Source organism: Shewanella sp. SR43-8, from assembly GCF_014163775.1.
Lineage (GTDB): Bacteria > Pseudomonadota > Gammaproteobacteria > Enterobacterales > Shewanellaceae > Shewanella > Shewanella vesiculosa.
This window is the reverse complement of the sequence record NZ_JACJDX010000007.1, coordinates 71,647-87,785: the sequence shown is the minus strand read 5'-3', so window position 1 is coordinate 87,785 and position 16,139 is coordinate 71,647. Positions and strand designations below refer to the sequence as shown.

15 protein-coding genes and 1 pseudogene are annotated in these 16,139 nt (G+C 42.4%); 5 read left to right on the top strand and 11 right to left on the bottom strand.

Going from position 1 to position 16,139, the window contains the following annotated elements; translation table 11 throughout:
- The first annotated feature begins 84 nt into the window (after positions 1–84).
- The gene (locus H5114_RS10445; RefSeq protein ID WP_165870019.1) at positions 85–249 is read left to right on the top strand and encodes a hypothetical protein; all 165 of its coding nucleotides are present in this window, start codon (positions 85–87) and stop codon (positions 247–249) included.
- A 218-nt stretch (positions 250–467) separates the two neighbouring features.
- Here H5114_RS10445 and H5114_RS10440 read toward each other — a convergent pair whose 3' ends face one another.
- Positions 468–2,225, bottom strand: coding sequence for an acyl-CoA dehydrogenase C-terminal domain-containing protein (locus tag H5114_RS10440; protein WP_182722864.1), 1,758 nt, complete (start codon positions 2,223–2,225; stop codon positions 468–470).
- 289 nt (positions 2,226–2,514) lie between these two features.
- On the opposite strand from H5114_RS10440, the gene H5114_RS10435 reads away from it, so the two are divergent.
- Entirely contained in the window at positions 2,515–3,450 is a 936-nt protein-coding gene (locus H5114_RS10435) for a hypothetical protein (RefSeq protein WP_182722863.1), read from the top strand.
- 56 nt (positions 3,451–3,506) lie between these two features.
- Here the strand turns inward: H5114_RS10435 and H5114_RS10430 are convergent, their stop codons facing one another.
- The 9 genes from H5114_RS10430 to aroA all read right to left on the bottom strand — a co-directional run bounded on the left by H5114_RS10430 (position 3,507) and on the right by aroA (position 11,654).
- Entirely contained in the window at positions 3,507–4,058 is a 552-nt protein-coding gene (locus H5114_RS10430) for a DUF2058 domain-containing protein (protein ID WP_124014771.1), read from the bottom strand.
- Positions 4,059–4,085: 27 nt separating this feature from the next.
- Complete coding sequence (locus H5114_RS10425) at positions 4,086–4,913, bottom strand: SDR family oxidoreductase (RefSeq protein ID WP_124014770.1); 828 nt, start codon at positions 4,911–4,913, stop codon at positions 4,086–4,088.
- Between the two features lie 97 nt (positions 4,914–5,010).
- On the bottom strand, positions 5,011–5,709 hold the full coding sequence (gene pyrF, locus H5114_RS10420; protein ID WP_124014769.1) for an orotidine-5'-phosphate decarboxylase: 699 nt from the start codon (positions 5,707–5,709) through the stop codon (positions 5,011–5,013).
- 66 nt (positions 5,710–5,775) lie between these two features.
- Positions 5,776–6,936, bottom strand: a complete 1,161-nt coding sequence (lapB, locus tag H5114_RS10415) for a lipopolysaccharide assembly protein LapB (RefSeq protein WP_124014768.1) — start codon at positions 6,934–6,936, stop codon at positions 5,776–5,778.
- A gap of 1 nt (position 6,937) precedes the next feature.
- Positions 6,938–7,234, bottom strand: a complete 297-nt coding sequence (locus H5114_RS10410; protein ID WP_124014767.1) for a LapA family protein — start codon at positions 7,232–7,234, stop codon at positions 6,938–6,940.
- Positions 7,235–7,356: 122 nt separating this feature from the next.
- A complete protein-coding gene (gene ihfB / locus H5114_RS10405; RefSeq protein ID WP_124014766.1) occupies positions 7,357–7,644 on the bottom strand; it encodes an integration host factor subunit beta in 288 nt (95 codons plus the stop codon).
- A gap of 77 nt (positions 7,645–7,721) precedes the next feature.
- The gene (rpsA, locus tag H5114_RS10400) at positions 7,722–9,389 is read right to left on the bottom strand and encodes a 30S ribosomal protein S1 (protein WP_124014765.1); all 1,668 of its coding nucleotides are present in this window, start codon (positions 9,387–9,389) and stop codon (positions 7,722–7,724) included.
- Positions 9,390–9,503: 114 nt separating this feature from the next.
- Positions 9,504–10,193, bottom strand: a complete 690-nt coding sequence (gene cmk, locus H5114_RS10395) for a (d)CMP kinase (RefSeq protein ID WP_124014764.1) — start codon at positions 10,191–10,193, stop codon at positions 9,504–9,506.
- Positions 10,194–10,373: 180 nt separating this feature from the next.
- On the bottom strand, positions 10,374–11,654 hold the full coding sequence (gene aroA / locus H5114_RS10390) for a 3-phosphoshikimate 1-carboxyvinyltransferase (RefSeq protein ID WP_182722862.1): 1,281 nt from the start codon (positions 11,652–11,654) through the stop codon (positions 10,374–10,376).
- 490 nt (positions 11,655–12,144) lie between these two features.
- Between aroA and H5114_RS10385 the strand changes: the two genes are divergently transcribed.
- Both H5114_RS10385 and H5114_RS10380 read left to right on the top strand, forming a co-directional pair.
- A complete protein-coding gene (locus H5114_RS10385) occupies positions 12,145–13,335 on the top strand; it encodes an amino acid aminotransferase (RefSeq protein WP_182697288.1) in 1,191 nt (396 codons plus the stop codon).
- A gap of 650 nt (positions 13,336–13,985) precedes the next feature.
- Complete coding sequence (locus H5114_RS10380; protein ID WP_182722861.1) at positions 13,986–15,347, top strand: aromatic amino acid transport family protein; 1,362 nt, start codon at positions 13,986–13,988, stop codon at positions 15,345–15,347.
- 35 nt (positions 15,348–15,382) lie between these two features.
- On the opposite strand, the gene H5114_RS10375 is transcribed toward H5114_RS10380, so the two are convergent.
- On the bottom strand, positions 15,383–15,583 hold the full coding sequence (locus H5114_RS10375) for a hypothetical protein (RefSeq protein ID WP_182722860.1): 201 nt from the start codon (positions 15,581–15,583) through the stop codon (positions 15,383–15,385).
- A 113-nt stretch (positions 15,584–15,696) separates the two neighbouring features.
- Between H5114_RS10375 and H5114_RS20495 the strand changes: the two are divergent.
- Positions 15,697–16,053: pseudogene (locus H5114_RS20495) on the top strand (SAM-dependent methyltransferase); the annotation flags it as partial.
- Positions 16,054–16,139: the final 86 nt, after the last annotated feature.

Sequence of the window (16,139 nt, the reverse complement as noted above, 5' to 3'; positions counted from 1 at the left end):
ATAACAATTAACAGATTATTGAACGACGCGTTAACTCAATCAAAACGATGATAACAAAAGTAAACCCAACAGAAGGACTCCACCATGAAATATTTATCTCTTGCCTTTATTCTTGCCACCATTCCATCTATTGCCATGGCACATGAGGGACATGGAGGGGTAGGACTTTTTCATCATTTCACTCAACTCACTCCAGCCATCGTACTTGTGGCTATTGTGGCCTTTATCTATTGGAAGCGAAGTAAGTAATCAAGCGACTCGTGGTTAAGCGATAGGTAACGCCAGTTTAGGCTCTGTATTGCGAAGCAAGAACAAACTGATTGCCTTCACGAGTTAACCTGAACTCAAGTTAGTGAGTGTATAGCTACAATAAAAAAGCCTTCCAGTGGAAGGCTTCTTGTGTGGCTGCAATTTATCAGCAGCGCATAATGGACTCAGTTATCGACTCAGTTCAGCGGTAACTAGGCTTAGAACATGTCAGCTGGCATGGCCATAATAGATTTATCACCTTGATTAACTTGTGATAAATGATACTGAGATTTTGATAGTAGCTTATCCATGTAGAAATCTGCCACAAATTGCTTTTGCGCCGCAAAGCTTTGATCTTCGTGGCTTGATGCTTTATCGGCCATTAATAACCAGAAGTAGCCGTATACTGCGTAACCAAAGGCATCTAAAAAGTCGACCGCACAAGAGTTTACTAATGCTGGTTGAGTTTTCTTGTTAGCATTAATGTAGTTAGCGGTTGTTAGCAACTCATCAAACACTTGGCTTACCATCGCTTTATGATCGCCATTTGCCTGAGTTAACTCAATAAGACTCGCATTCACTTCAGCGACAAATTCAGTCAAGGTAGCAACGTCATCACCGGTAATTTTACGGCCTAAAAAGTCGATAGCCTGAATACCGTTAGTGCCTTCGTATATTTGTGCAATACGGGTATCACGCACAAACTGCTCAATACCTGTTTCACGGATATAACCATGACCACCAAAGACTTGCTGGCCCATGATGGTGGCATCTAAACCGCGGTCAGTTAAAAAGGCTTTTGATACTGGGGTCAGTAAACCTACATATCTAGCCGCCTTTACTTGTACATCTCCACTAGCATATTTTGCTAAATCCAGCTGCTTACCGGTATATACCGACAATGCTCTACCCGCTTCGGTCATAGCGCGAATCGTTAATAGCATACGTCGCACGTCGCCATGAACAATAATTGGATCAGATGTTGCACCCGTGGCAGAACCCGCTGCTGCGATACCTTGTAAACGATCTTTAGCATATTCACTGGCCATTTGATAAGCCGCTTGCGCGTTACCTAAACCTTGTAAGCCAATGGCTAAACGCTCATAGTTCATCATGGTAAACATACACACTAAACCACGATCCGGCTCACCGATTAAAAAGCCTTTAGCATTATCGTAGTTCATCACACACGTCGCGGATGCTTTCAGCCCCATCTTGTGTTCAATAGAACCTACCGTTACACCATTAGGTTCGCCTAAGCTACCGTCGCTGTTAACGCGAACTTTAGGCACTAAAAATAACGAAATACCTTTTGAACCGGGTAGTTTAGCTAATACTAAGTGGATAACGTTTTCAGTTAAATCTTGATCGCCGCCAGTAATAAAAATTTTGTTACCCGTAATGGCGTAGCTGCCATCATCAAGTGGTTCTGCTTTAGTGCGAATACCACGTAGATCAGAACCAGCATGAGGCTCGGTCATGTCCATGGCACCAGCCCATTGGCCAGTATACAAATTAGGTAAATAGGTTTGTTTTAACTCGTCGTTGGCATGAGCATTAATACACAATGCAGCGCCTGCGGTCAGTGAACTGTAAAGCGTAAATGAGTTACATGCGCTATAGCCCATTTCATCTACCAGTACACCGAGCATTTTGGGCATACCCATGCCACCAAAATCCGCCTCGCCGCATAATCCCACCCAACCGCCATCAGAAAACTGCTGATACACTTCTTTAAAACCATCAGGGGTAATAATGTCGTTACCTTTATGAACCACACCTTGCTCGTCACCGTTGCGATTTAAAGGGTGAAGCAGATCACGGCTGATCTTATTGGCTTCCTCTAGAATGGCGAATGCAGTATCAAGGTCAACAACATCTGCCATCGCAGGAAGCTGTTCCCATGTTGCTTTTGCATCAAATACCTGTGCCAACAAGAATTGCATGTCCTTTAACGGTGCTTGGTATGGGTTCATAAGAGTCTCTTAAACGAATAATTAAAACAGTTGTTTTAATTTATACTAAAGCGTCACAAAAGGAAAAGCTTTTTAGCAATTATCTAACCATATTTTGACGAATGCTGGCTTCTCACTTGCCTTTATGTTGATTGTTTAGGTTTCTCAACCCAATAGGGTTTCAATGAGTTACAATTAGCCGAACGCTGATTGGGTGAGCAACTTATTTGATTAACAACTATGGTGTTTAAAGCACATTGTTCACCACAATAAACAGACCTTAGCATTAGATAATAGCAAGTGACACTTTATGCATACTCGCACTGAATCGCAGGCCTCATCACCGATTTTATCTGAATACTTTCAGCAAGTAACAGTTATTGGTAATGCAAGTGGTGATTGGCAACCCGCTCAAATTGGACATACTTTCATCTTTAATGGCACTCAACATGAAGCCGATAAAGTGATTAATATTTGTAATGGGCCTTATGCTGGCTCACATTATGCTTTTGTGGTCAGTAATAGCCCGGATAACGATCAATTAGTGTCACTGCTTACCGAAGTAGGCGAAACTCTCGAGGTGCAGTTAACCTGTTGGCCATCATCAGGACTGGTGACTATTTTATTAATGTCCCTGATGGCACAACAGGTCAATGTACAGCGGATGTCTTTATTACCCTCTTTAGCCAGACCTGATGACATGCAGGCGAATGAGTATTTACCCTGCATGGTGCATAATTGGTTAGGCGAACGTCGTATCGCCTTAGGATTACAGCTCACCAGCCATAATATTCAGTGGCCAGCGTTATTTCTCGATGATGCATGTCCCCTATTGCCGCAGGATAACGAACCCGTTGATATTAATCCATTTGAAGTTTTACTGAGTGATGCGGTCCGTCGCCGGCAAAATAAGCTATTAAGTCCAGACAATACCGACCCACAATTTAAGGTGGCGCAACGCTTAGCCCTGCAAGTCAGCTCGGATACACCAGATAATCTTGAGGTGCAATATGCGTTACTCGCCGCATTAAGTAACTTACCTAGTGTGCAATGGTTAACCTACGCCAATCAAAGCGACTTAATCTTGGCTGAGTCGTTGTTTTATAATCAATACCCAGACAGCCAAGCCAGTTATTGGTACCTAATTGATTATCAAGCATCACAATACTTAGACACTATCCGCCATCACCTTGCTTATTGTCAGCAAGTCATAGCGTTAACGGCCAAGCAGGCTAATGCAGAATAGTAAACACCACACAAAAAACGCCTCTATTTAGAGGCGTTTTTGTTAATGATTAATGATTACCACATTAAATCGTCTGGAATTGCGTAGTCGGCATATGGATCATCAGCGCCGCTTACCTGCGCCACAGAATCTTTAGCCGCTTTATCCCACAAATAACCACACCACTGCGGCACAAGTAACTTCACTCGTTCAGCAAGCTTATGCGGCACTATGTAGCTTTTATCTTCATGACGGATGATGCCTAAGGTGCCATTTAATAAATCAGCTTGAATTTTGTCGGTGATGTAAACCGAATATATTTTGTTTTCTAGGGTGTAGTTGAATTTCAGCTCTGCATCTCTAGAAACGGTAATGGCAAATTTAGCAAACTCGCTGATTAAGCCACGGACTTGTCCTTTTTCAGTTGCTGCGGCAAAGCGCTGCTCATTTAAGGCTTTATCTTTTTTGGCTTGTGCTAATTTTTGCTCAGCAATCTGTTGCTTGAGCGCTGAACTGCCGTCATCTACCTTTGATTTTTTATCACGACGCTTTTGGGTTTTAACGTCGCGCACTTTTTGTTTACTGGCAAGACCTGCTTTAAGCAATTGATCTTGTAATGCATTGGCCATGTTATATACCTTTAATTTTATCGATTTTTATAAACCGTGCTTCGCGGCAATGTCACCTAATTCGGTCATTGCAATACTGGCGCCACCTAATGACCAACCGCCATCAACGGGTAATACTACGCCGGTAATATATGATGCCATATCTGATGCGAGGAATAAGGCAGCGTTAGCAATGTCCTGACCCTGGCCATTACGTTTCAACGGCACGCTATTTGCCACCCGTTGCTGTAACTCATCAGTGGGGGCTAAACGGTTAAAGCCTTCAGTATCGGCTATAGGCCCTGGCACAATAGAGTTAATTCTAATGCCTTCAACGCCCCACTCTAACGCTAAAGTGCGAGTGAGCATATCAACACCGGCTTTAGCGGCGCAAACATGCACTTGCAATGGCATGGCGATATAAGCTTGTGGCGCAGAAATTTGAATAATGCTGCCATTTGGACGAGATAACAATGGATAAGCATGTTTCAATACTTGAAAGCTGCCAATTAAATCAATATCAATAACCGATTTAAAACCATTAGGAGACAATTTTGCCGCACTGGCAGGGAAATTACCTGCAGCACCACTGATCAACACATCAATGTGCCCATAAGTGGAAGCAATTTTATCAAACCCAAGGGTTAACGCATCGTTGTCGCGCACATCAAAACTCACCCCTAAATGAATAGCATTTGGATTAGCTTGATTGAGCAATTCAACGGCGGCGTTGACCTTATCAACACTGCGACTGGCAACGGTAACATTGGCACCGGCTTTTGCAAATTGAATCGCAACTTGAAGATTAATGCCAGAGGTACCACCCACCACGACAACATTTTTAGCCGTGTAATCAAACCTTGTATTATCAGACATAGTCATCCTTTATTTCTGTGTGATTGCTTGATGTAGATAAGTGTACTTTACTGTCATCATTGCTAGATAATATCTCTGTTTCAATAATGCCTTTACATCAAACATGTAGCGATTGGTAAATAGCCTTGAGCGCCGCTAAGGGATCGGCAGCTTGAGTGATTGGGCGACCGATCACCAAATAATCAGACCCAGCAGCAATGGCTTGTGGAGGCGTCATCACCCGATGTTGATCACCGGCATCACTGCCAGCTGGTCTTATCCCTGGGGTCACTAAGGTAAAGTCTTGGCCAAATGATGATTTTAGTAATTTAGCTTCTTGAGCTGAGCATACCACCCCGTCTAAACCAGCTTGATGAGTCAGCTTAGCTAAGCGCAGTACATGTTCAAATGCTGGCACATTGATACCCAGTAAGGCTAAGTCTTCATCTGACATTGAGGTTAATACAGTAACCGCAATCAGTAGTGGTGCTTCTTTACCAAATGGTATTAGTGCTTTTTTAGCGGCCTGCATCATAGCAAGTCCACCACTGGCATGCACATTAGTCATCCACACGCCTAAATCAGCAGCAGCGGCAACGGCTTTGGCAACGGTATTGGGAATATCATGAAATTTCAAATCAAGGAATAAATCAAAGTTTCGGCTGTGAATATCATTAACCAACTCAGGCCCAAATAAGGTAAACATTTCTTTGCCAATTTTTAACCGACATATCTCTGGGTCGAGTTTATCAATAAAGGTCAATGCGTCATGTTTATTGTCATAGTCGAGGGCGACTACAATTGATTTCTCAGTCATTGGAACTCCAGCGGTAATATGGTGTTACTGCATTAATTATAGGGTTGGTATTTTACGATGGCCACGTTATTCACCATCTAGGCCTTTTATCCGCTTGATACTGCCCCATTGTTTGCATGATGGACAATGCCAATACAAACCGTGAGAAGGAAAACCACAAGCAGTACAGCGATAACTTGGGCGGAATTTAATTTGTTGTTCAACAAGTTGCTCAAGCATAGATAAACTTTGCTTAGCTTGACCATCTTCAGCTTGTTGAATGTGTAACTTCATTAAATGCTGAAAACCTTTCATGGTTGGATGACGATATAAATTATCCAGCATCATGGTTTCAGCACTTTGATGTTGATCTAGGCTTATTTTGTGCTCAGCTAATGCCACCACTACACTTGCTCCGGCGCCATCGGCAATGGCTTTGGCGAGTAGCTCGTGAAAACCATTAGGATCTTGTGTGTCGCGATAAACTTGTTTTGCTATTGAAACGCCATCGGCAAATAAATCAATATCAGCCACTTTCAGCTCTTGTAACGCGTGCTTACATAAGTCAACTTGGCCAGCATCAAGATAAATCTTGGCGAGAGTTAACCAAGCTCGACCACATTGAGCATCCTGCTTAATGGCTTGTTGCAGCTTTTTAATTTTATCTGTTTCATTATGAGCTTCATCAGCTAGCTGGCAATAAAAATGGGCTGTGGTGCGCTTAAGCACTTGCTGACGTTTACGAGGAAGACGCTTAGTGATATCGATGGCACTTTGCCATTCTTTAGTCACTTGATAGATTAATAACAGCTGAGTTTCGGCTTCTTCACTGTGATCATCTTGGCTGACCAAGTTAATAAAAATTTCTTCGGCGCGGTCATAAAACCCAGCAGCCATATAATCTTTACCTAACTCCATCATCGCAATATCGCGCTGCTCATTGGTTAAACTCGGTCTGGCAATCAAGTTTTGATGGATACGAATGGAACGATCCACTTCACCTCTTTTACGGAATAACGAACCTAACGATAAATGAGTGTCGATGGTTTCGTCATCGACATCCAGCATGCTGATGAATAAATCAACCGCTTTATCAGACTCGTTAGACAGTAAAAAGTTAAGCCCAGTAAAATAATCTCGGCTTAATTTTTTACTCTGCTGGCTATCGCTATGACGAATACTGCGTCGTCCCATATACCATCCATAACCAGCAGCGATAGGTAATAACAAGAACAAGATTTCTAGCATACTAGACAGCTTGATCCTTAGGCATTACAGCAACACTTGTTGCATCTGCAGCATTGAGCTTTTTAAGGGCTTTATTGCTTTTACGCAACGCCAGCTTTAGCTTGACGATATGGTAACTTGCAAATATCCAGCTGATAATAAACCCGCTGAAAAATACCACGGCAAGCACAATAGGTAATCGATATTGCCCTTCTGCAATAAAGTAACTTAAGGTGACAACTTGCTCATTTTTAGCACCAAATAATAATGCTAAAACAAACAATAGCCCAACTAGTACAACGACAATAAATGATCTCACGCTATTCTCCATGAAGGTGCATCAATATAATGATTATCCAAGAAATTTACTGGGCTGACCAGCATTGACTGCCATTAGATACAAAAAAGCCTCCAAGAGGAGGCTTTTTATTAAAGCGTTAATCAAGGATTAACAGCATCGACACGTTCGCGCAGTTCTTTACCCGGCTTAAAGTGTGGAACATACTTGCCTTCCAAATCAACTGAGGTACCAGTTTTTGGGTTACGGCCAGTACGTGGCGCACGATAGTGAAGTGAAAAACTACCAAATCCACGGATTTCTATACGATCACCGCTTTCTAATGTTGTTGCCATTTGCTCCAACATCTCTTTGATTGCACTTTCCACTTCTTTCGCCGACAGTTGCGACTGCCTAGTGGCGAGTTTTTCGATAAGTTCAGATTTTGTCATCTTAGCTATCCCATATTATCAAGCCAAACACAGTCGCCTAATGGGGACCACGTCCCCATACAACAGACGATTTTCGATTACTTACGAGCTGCTTTGAATGCTTCAGCCATTGCGCTGCTCATTACAACTTCGTCTTGCTTGTTCAAAGTAGCGATCGCTTCTTTCTGTTCAGCTTCATCTTTCGCTTTGATAGATAAGCTGATAGAACGGTTCTTACGATCTACGCCCATGAACTTAGCTTCGATAGCATCACCTACTGAGTATACAGTAGATGCATCTTCGATGCGGTCTGCTGAAATATCAGCTACACGAATGTAACCTTCAACAGTTTCTGCTAGTTCAACTGTAACACCTTTTGCGTCAACAGCAGAAACAGTACCGTGAACTACGGTGCCTTTCTTCTTGTCAGCTAAGTATGCGTTGAATGGATCGTCTTCAGTTTGCTTAACACCTAAACTGATGCGCTCACGCTCTGGGTCTACTGAAAGCACTACAGCGTGGATTTCATCGCCTTTCTTGTATTCAGAAACTGCGTCTTCGCCAGTACCGTTCCAAGAAATGTCAGATAAGTGAACAAGACCATCGATTCCACCGTCAAGACCGATAAAGATACCGAAGTCAGTGATTGACTTGATCTTACCAGATACTTTGTCGCCTTTGTTGTAACGAGTTGCGAAGTCATCCCATGGGTTAACTTTACACTGTTTCAGGCCTAGAGAAATACGACGACGCTCTTCATCGATGTCTAGTACTAACACTTCAACTTCATCACCTAAGTTAACAACTTTAGATGGGTGAATGTTCTTGTTAGTCCAATCCATTTCAGAAACGTGTACTAAACCTTCAACGCCTTCTTCGATTTCGACGAAGCAACCGTAGTCAGTTAAGTTTGTTACGCGACCAGTTAGCTTAGTGCTTTCTGGGTAGCGCTTGCTGATTTCTAACCATGGATCTTCGCCAAGTTGCTTAAGACCTAGTGATACGCGAGTACGCTCACGGTCATACTTAAGTACTTTAACGTTGATTTCGTCACCAACATTAACGATTTCAGATGGGTGCTTAACGCGTTTCCAAGCCATATCAGTGATATGTAAAAGACCGTCAACACCACCTAAGTCTACGAATGCACCGTAGTCAGTAAGGTTTTTAACGATACCTTTAACAGCTTGGCCTTCTTGTAGATTCTCAAGAAGAGTATCACGTTCTGCACTGCTTTCAGATTCGATAACAGCACGACGAGAAACAACAACGTTGTTACGCTTCTGGTCAAGCTTGATAACTTTGAATTCTAATTCTTTGAACTCTAAGTGAGCGGTGTCGCGAACTGGGCGCACGTCAACTAGAGAACCTGGTAAGAAGGCACGGATACCGTTTAATTCAACAGTGAAACCACCTTTAACTTTACCATTGATGATACCGATTACAGTTTCAGCATCTTCGTACGCTTTTTCTAGAACGATCCAAGCTTCATGACGCTTAGCTTTTTCGCGAGACAATTGAGTCTCACCGAAGCCATCTTCAACAGAGTCAAGGGCTACGTCAACTTCATCACCTACTTGGATTTCTAAAACGCCTTGTGCGTTTTTGAATTCGTCAGCATTGATTGGGCTTTCAGACTTAAGGCCTGCGTCAACAAGTACCATACCGTTTTCGATGGCAACAACTGTACCACGAACGATAGAACCTGGACGGAACTCTAGGGTTTGAAGGGATTGTTCAAATAGATCAGCAAAAGATTCAGTCATGTTTTAGGTTACTTTCATTAAATAAACCACCATCCATCCTAGATGTGGAGTCTAGTAATATTATTCGTGTCATCCTTAACACGAATACCTACTGCACAGTAATCGACAATTCGGTTACGCAACAGTAATTTTTTGTCTAACGTACTCAAGCACTTGCTTCAATACATCTTCAATGCCTATGCCGCTTGTATCAATGACAAGTGCATCTTCAGCTGGGACCAGCGGCGAAGCGGCGCGATTGATATCACGGTCGTCTCGTTCAATAATTTCAGCTAAAAGGCGGTCGATTTTAACATCGAAGCCCTTGTCCTGCAACTGATTATAGCGTCTTTGCGCTCGTTCTTCGGCAGACGCTGTTAAAAATATTTTTACCGGGGCTTTTGAAAAAACTACGGTGCCCATGTCACGTCCATCAGCAACCAGACCTGGCGCGGCACTAAAAGCCCGTTGACGACGCAATAATGCCTCACGTACCCGTGGAAGCGCCGCGACTTTAGAGGCTGCATTAGAGCATTCTTGAGTACGAATGGTCGTAGTAACGTCTTCACCTTCAAGAATCACTTTAATGGCATCAATGTCGGTGCCAGTTAAAAATTGGACATCAAGGTGAGCAGCTAATAAGGTAAGTGCTTCTTCGTTTTCTAGCTCAACGTCATGATGAATAGCGGCTAAGGCTAAAACACGATAAATCGCCCCGCTATCTAATAAATGCCATCCTAAATGTTGTGCCAATAATTGGCATATTGTGCCTTTCCCTGCACCGCTAGGGCCATCTACTGTGATCACTGGAGATCGTTCTGACATAGTTTCCTCCGAAAATAATCTATCGTCCCTGAAAAAGATAAAGGGTTCATCAAAATAAGCGCGCGCATTGTATAACAAAAAAATGTTAATTACTGATGAATTTTCGGTTATTAAAACCAAGATCGCTCTTTTATATTGCAAGACAACATAAAAGAGCAAGTGACAATCTGGTTAGGTGGATTATTTTGCTAGACGAGCAAATTGCGCAAAATAATCTGGAAATGTCTTAGATGTGCAGTCTGGATCGTTAATGGTGATACCGCTGTCAGCAAATGCCATCATTGAAAAGCACATCGCCATCCGGTGATCGTTATAGGTATCAATCGCTGCGGTATTTAATATCGCTGGCGGCGTGATAGTAATGTAATCATAACCTTCATCAACGATCGCACCCACTTTACGTAATTCAGTCGCCATCGCCGCTAAACGATCGGTTTCTTTAATACGCCAGTTATAAATATTGGTCAGTTTTGTGGTGCCTGTGGCAAATAAAGCTGCAGTGGCGATGGTCATGGCGGCATCAGGTATGTGGTTCATGTCCATTTCAATGGCGCTAAGAGTGGATTTTCTGGCAATAATATAATCATCGCCCCACTCTATATCGGCACCCATTTGGGCTAATGCATCGGCAAACTTAACATCACCTTGAATACTTAAGCGGCCAACACCAGTGACCTTCACTTCGCCGCCTTGGATAGCGCCAGCAGCGAGGAAGTAAGATGCCGATGAAGCGTCACCTTCTACCAGTACTTTACCTGGTGAGACATATTGCTGACCGGCCTTTATTTCGAAACGTTGATATTGATGATTGAGCACTTCGACACCAAACTGCTTCATTAGCGCAATGGTGATATCAATATAAGGTTTAGAAACAAGCTCGCCCTTGATATTAATGTTGACGCTGTCTTTGGTCAGTGGCGCGACCATGAGTAATGCGGTTAAAAATTGACTTGATAAATCACCGGCAATGTCAACATCACCGCCATTTAAGCCTGTTGCCTTAATCGTTAATGGTGGGAAACCATCATTTTTCAGATAGGTGACATCAGCGCCTAATTGACGCAGCGCATCGACCAAATCGCCAATTGGACGCTCCTCCATACGAGGCTCACCGGTTAAGGTAAATTCGCCATGACCTAATGTCAGTGCGGCACATAATGGCCGCATTGCTGTACCAGCATTACCAAGAAATAAACTCTGTGCATTTGCAGATGAAATTGCGCCCCCTAAACCAGTCAGTTCACAAATAGTATTATTGTCAGACAATTGGTAATGCACACCTAACTGCTTTAATGATGCCAACATATAACGAATGTCATCAGAGTCGAGCAAGTTAGTCAGAGTGGTTTTACCCTGTGCTAAAGTTGCCAATAATAACGCGCGGTTAGAAATGCTCTTGGAGCCAGGAATGTTAATTTCGCCATTCATGCGGGTAATGTGGTCTAGACGCAATTGTTTCATTAATACTCTTCTTAGTGTTGCACTCATTAAACGTCGATAGACCGATATATGAGTAAAAGGCTTAGCCGGATAAATAAACGTGACATTGTTAATGTAATACGGAGCGGTGCACATTTTACAAATACATGTCACTGGCAATGTTTCGGTACAGTTTACTAATAATTTACTAAATAATTCTTCGTAGCCCTACGTTACTGATTGTCAGCAAGGATTCAACCGTTATTTTGTGTTTTAGGTGACTTTTATACTCAAGTTGAATTTATTTACTATTAAGTCGGTATTGAGGAGGTCATTGCGAGCATAATAATGCTTGTTTCAGTTGTCAGCCATTGTTGCCAAAATTCACTAATTACGCTTTTCTAATATCCGATCACAGTATATTTAGCAGTTCTTTATTGATGTAAATCACGTTATGCTAAAGACCATAATATGTATCTTGTTAGCTTATTTCGCCCTAATGCCTGTAAATTTAAAATAAGAAGGTCTATTCATGTTCAATTCATTAACCGCGTTGCCTGCCGATCCCATTTTAGGCCTATTGACTCAATACCGCGAAGACAATCACCCAAATAAAGTCGATTTAGGTGTTGGCGTATATAAAGATCCTCTTGGTCATACACCTATTCTAGATTGTGTAAAAGCGGCTGAAAAAATTCGTTTAGACACAGAAACAACCAAAGTGTACATAGGCCCAACAGGCTCAGCATCATTCAATCAACTTATGGGTGAATTAGCGTTTGGTGCCAGTCACAGCGCATTACTCGCTAACCGCGTTCGAACAGTGTCAACGCCTGGCGGAACCGGTTCTCTGCGCGTTGCAGCTGACTTTATTAAACGTTGTAATCCAAATGCCGTGTTATGGGTAAGCGACCCAACGTGGGCAAATCATACGGGGTTATTTGAAGCGGCTGGCATTACAGTTAAAACCTATCCGTACTATGACTACGACAGCAAAACCCTTAAATTTGATCAAATGCTGGCAACCTTAAATAGCATTGGAAAAGATGACGTGGTGCTTTTACATGCTTGTTGTCATAACCCAAGCGGCATGGATTTAACCACAGAGCAATGGGATGAAGTGGTTAAGGTTACCGTTAAGCAAGGCTTTACACCATTAATTGATATGGCTTATCAAGGTTTTGGTGACGGCGTAGATGAAGATGCTTACGGCGTACGCCAAATGGCCGCGGCCGTTGAAAGCATGATTTTATGCAGTTCTTGCTCGAAAAACTTTGGTTTGTATCGCGAACGTATTGGCGCTTGCTCCATTGTGGCTAAAAACAGCGCCACTGCAGATATTACCCAATCGGTATTGTTATATGTAGTACGCTGTCTTTATTCTATGCCGCCAGCACATGGTGCGGCGATTGTTGAAACCATTTTAGGCACTCCAGCCCTTAAGCAGCAATGGTTGGACGAACTAAAGGTCATGCGTGATCGCATTAATGGTAATCGTGCCATTTTAGTCGACAAACTTAAAGCCAATGGCGTTGATCGCGACTTTAGTTTTATCGCTCGTCAAAAAGGCATGTTTTCATTCTTAGGGGTTAATCCTGAGCAGGTAGCCATACTTAAACAGCAATACAGCGTTTACATGGTAGGTTCAAGCCGCATCAGTATTGCCGGTATCAGTGAAACTAATGTGGATTATTTAGCTAAATCTATCGCAGCGGTATTGTAACTAAACGCTATTGTCATCAAGGTGCGTTGAAACCACATTACCTCATCAAAAAGGTCGCATATTGCGACCTTTTTTAAGCCTGTTAAACCAGCCTAAATATATTTACCCATATGCATCGACTGGTTTGATAGCATCTGCCCCCCATCTTTTATGATTTTCTCCTGCAAGCCATATTACTAGTGTTTATTTTTGAATCTCAACAGTGCCATCCCCCACTTCCATCAATGAGTGATGAGTGCTTGCTGATGCAAGATTAGTAACTGCACTGTTAAATCTATACATGAGGGTTGTAGATAAATTGAAAATGCTTGTGATGTTTGATTTACCATCATCGGGATACAGCTCCCAATTCATGAACCTTATTAACATTTCGACTTGGTAACTATTTAATTCCTCGAAAAAAGATATAGTCTGGCGCTGAATTTAACCTAACATCAACTCGGGAAATGTAAGGCACAATAACAAGAGTCAGCCTATTTCATATTGAACTTGTCATTTGGTTTACTAACACGACACAGTCTTTTATTACTGGCTTAGACAATAGCGGATCTATTGCAAGTCAATGCAGCACAGTTAGCGAAACAAAGGACTGTTCGATATCCGTTTATGACCCCGAGTTAAGATTAATCTACCTTAAAGGTAAGTCAGTTATGCAAAATGAAGCCGTAAGTGTACAAGATATCCCCGAGTCGACCGTTGTTTCAAGTACGAGGTGGTCGCGCCAAGATACGACCTGGATGTTAAGCCTGTTTGGCACAGCCGTCGGGGCAGGTATTTTATTTTTACCAATCAATGCCGGAATGGGCGGATTTTGGCCACTCGTGTTTATGGCAGTGATAATAGGCCCGATGACCTATTTTGCTCATCGTGGTTTATCGCGTTTCCTGTGTTCTTCAGCCATTCCTGGTAGTGACATCACCCAAGTAGTAGAAGAACATTTTGGTATTGGCGCAGGTAAAGCCATAACCTGGCTATATTTTTTAGCCATTTTTCCAATAGTGTTAATCTACGGTGTGGGGATAACCAATACTGTTGATAGTTTTATTATTAATCAATTGGGCATGTTTACCGACGTACCAAGAGCCATGCTGGATGGAACGCCTATGCTGACTGAAGCAGGCGTGCAAGTTGTTGATAAAATTAGTGGTATTCCGCGCTGGTTACTTTCAGGATCACTAATCTTATGCATGATGTCTGTGATGGTCGCGGGTGAAAAATTTATGCTCTCGGTGACACGACTTTTAGTCTATCCATTAGTTGCGATCCTCGCCTTCATGTCATTGTATCTCATACCAGAATGGAAGTTTGATGCACTGATGGATGTGCCTTCACCCACTAATTTCTTGGGCACTGTTTGGTTAACCATACCAGTATTGGTGTTTGCCTTTAACCATTCACCTGCTATCTCTCAGTTTTCGGTGTCACTAAAAAAACAACACGGTGTCAATGCCTCGAAAAAGGCGGACGCTATCCTGCGCAATACAGCCATTATGCTAGTGGGATTTGTAATGTTATTCGTGTTCTCTTGCGTGCTGTCGTTAACACCGGCGCAGTTGTTAGAAGCAAAGGCTGATAACCTGCCAATCTTGTCTTATCTTGCCAACGTGCACGAAAGTGGCTTTATCAGCTATTTTGCTCCTGTGATTGCTTTCATCGCTATTATTTCATCTTTCTTCGGTCACTATATGGGTGCCACTGAGGGTTTAAAAGGCATTATCACTAAGCAACTGCCTAATAGCAGCAAGCCAGCCAATAGCAAAACATTAGATAAATGTATTTTAGGATTTATGTTTTTCACTATTTGGGGCGTAGCGATTATCAACCCAAGTATTTTGGGGATGATTGAAGCACTTGGCGGCCCGGTGATTGCAGCAATTCTGTATCTCATGCCAATGTATGCGATACACAAGGTACCAGCACTTAAAGCCTACCGTGGCCGAGTAAGCAACATATTCGTCGTTATTACTGGTTTATTGTCTATGACGGCCATTCTATTTGGCTTACTGAGTTAAATAAGATAATTCGAGCGGGATCAGCCCCGCTCGAATTATTCATTGAGGTGAGTGATTTCTACAAACTCAGGCGAACGGCGCGATAGAAAGTCAGCAAGCATTGATAGTAAATACGCTGACACGCTATTCAATGCCAAGTTCTCCACGACCGGCTCAACGCATGCTAATGCGGCAGTGAACATAAAGACGTGATTGCCGGAAAAATAATCCAAAAAACGAGTGTTATTCTTTAGCATACATTGCTATAACTTTATCAAAAAACAAAAACGAGAAGTCGCTTAACCCCTTACTAGCATGATCTGGCTACGATTAAAGTCATATCACCTCCTGCCTCGAGTTAATACTGTTAATGTCTTTTTACCAATCCCCAAAAAATGTCTGCATTTGATGCCCAGTTTGAAGCACAAACAATAGCCTTCGCACCAATAAGCTTTTAAGTAGCCCGTGACTTAAGTCAATTTGGCTTACTGGCAAAAGTTGATGACGCCGGAAACGAAGGTATTAAGCTAATTCAATTTACTCAAGATGTTAAATTGTCTGAATATGCCATTCATGTATTGCTCGATATGGGATTAAGTATGGGCGTTTTTGGGTGTAAGGATGAGCGTTATCGACTCGATAAAACCGGCTATTTTTACTTCATGATGATATGGCATTCAAGAACCTAAACTTCGTCGATGATGTTTGCTATCAAGGCTTGTTTGATCAGCAATGAAGCGTTGAAATACACCTATATCGATGACATAAAAAAAGCGAATGCTATTTGGCATTCGCTTTTTTCATTATTAAGCC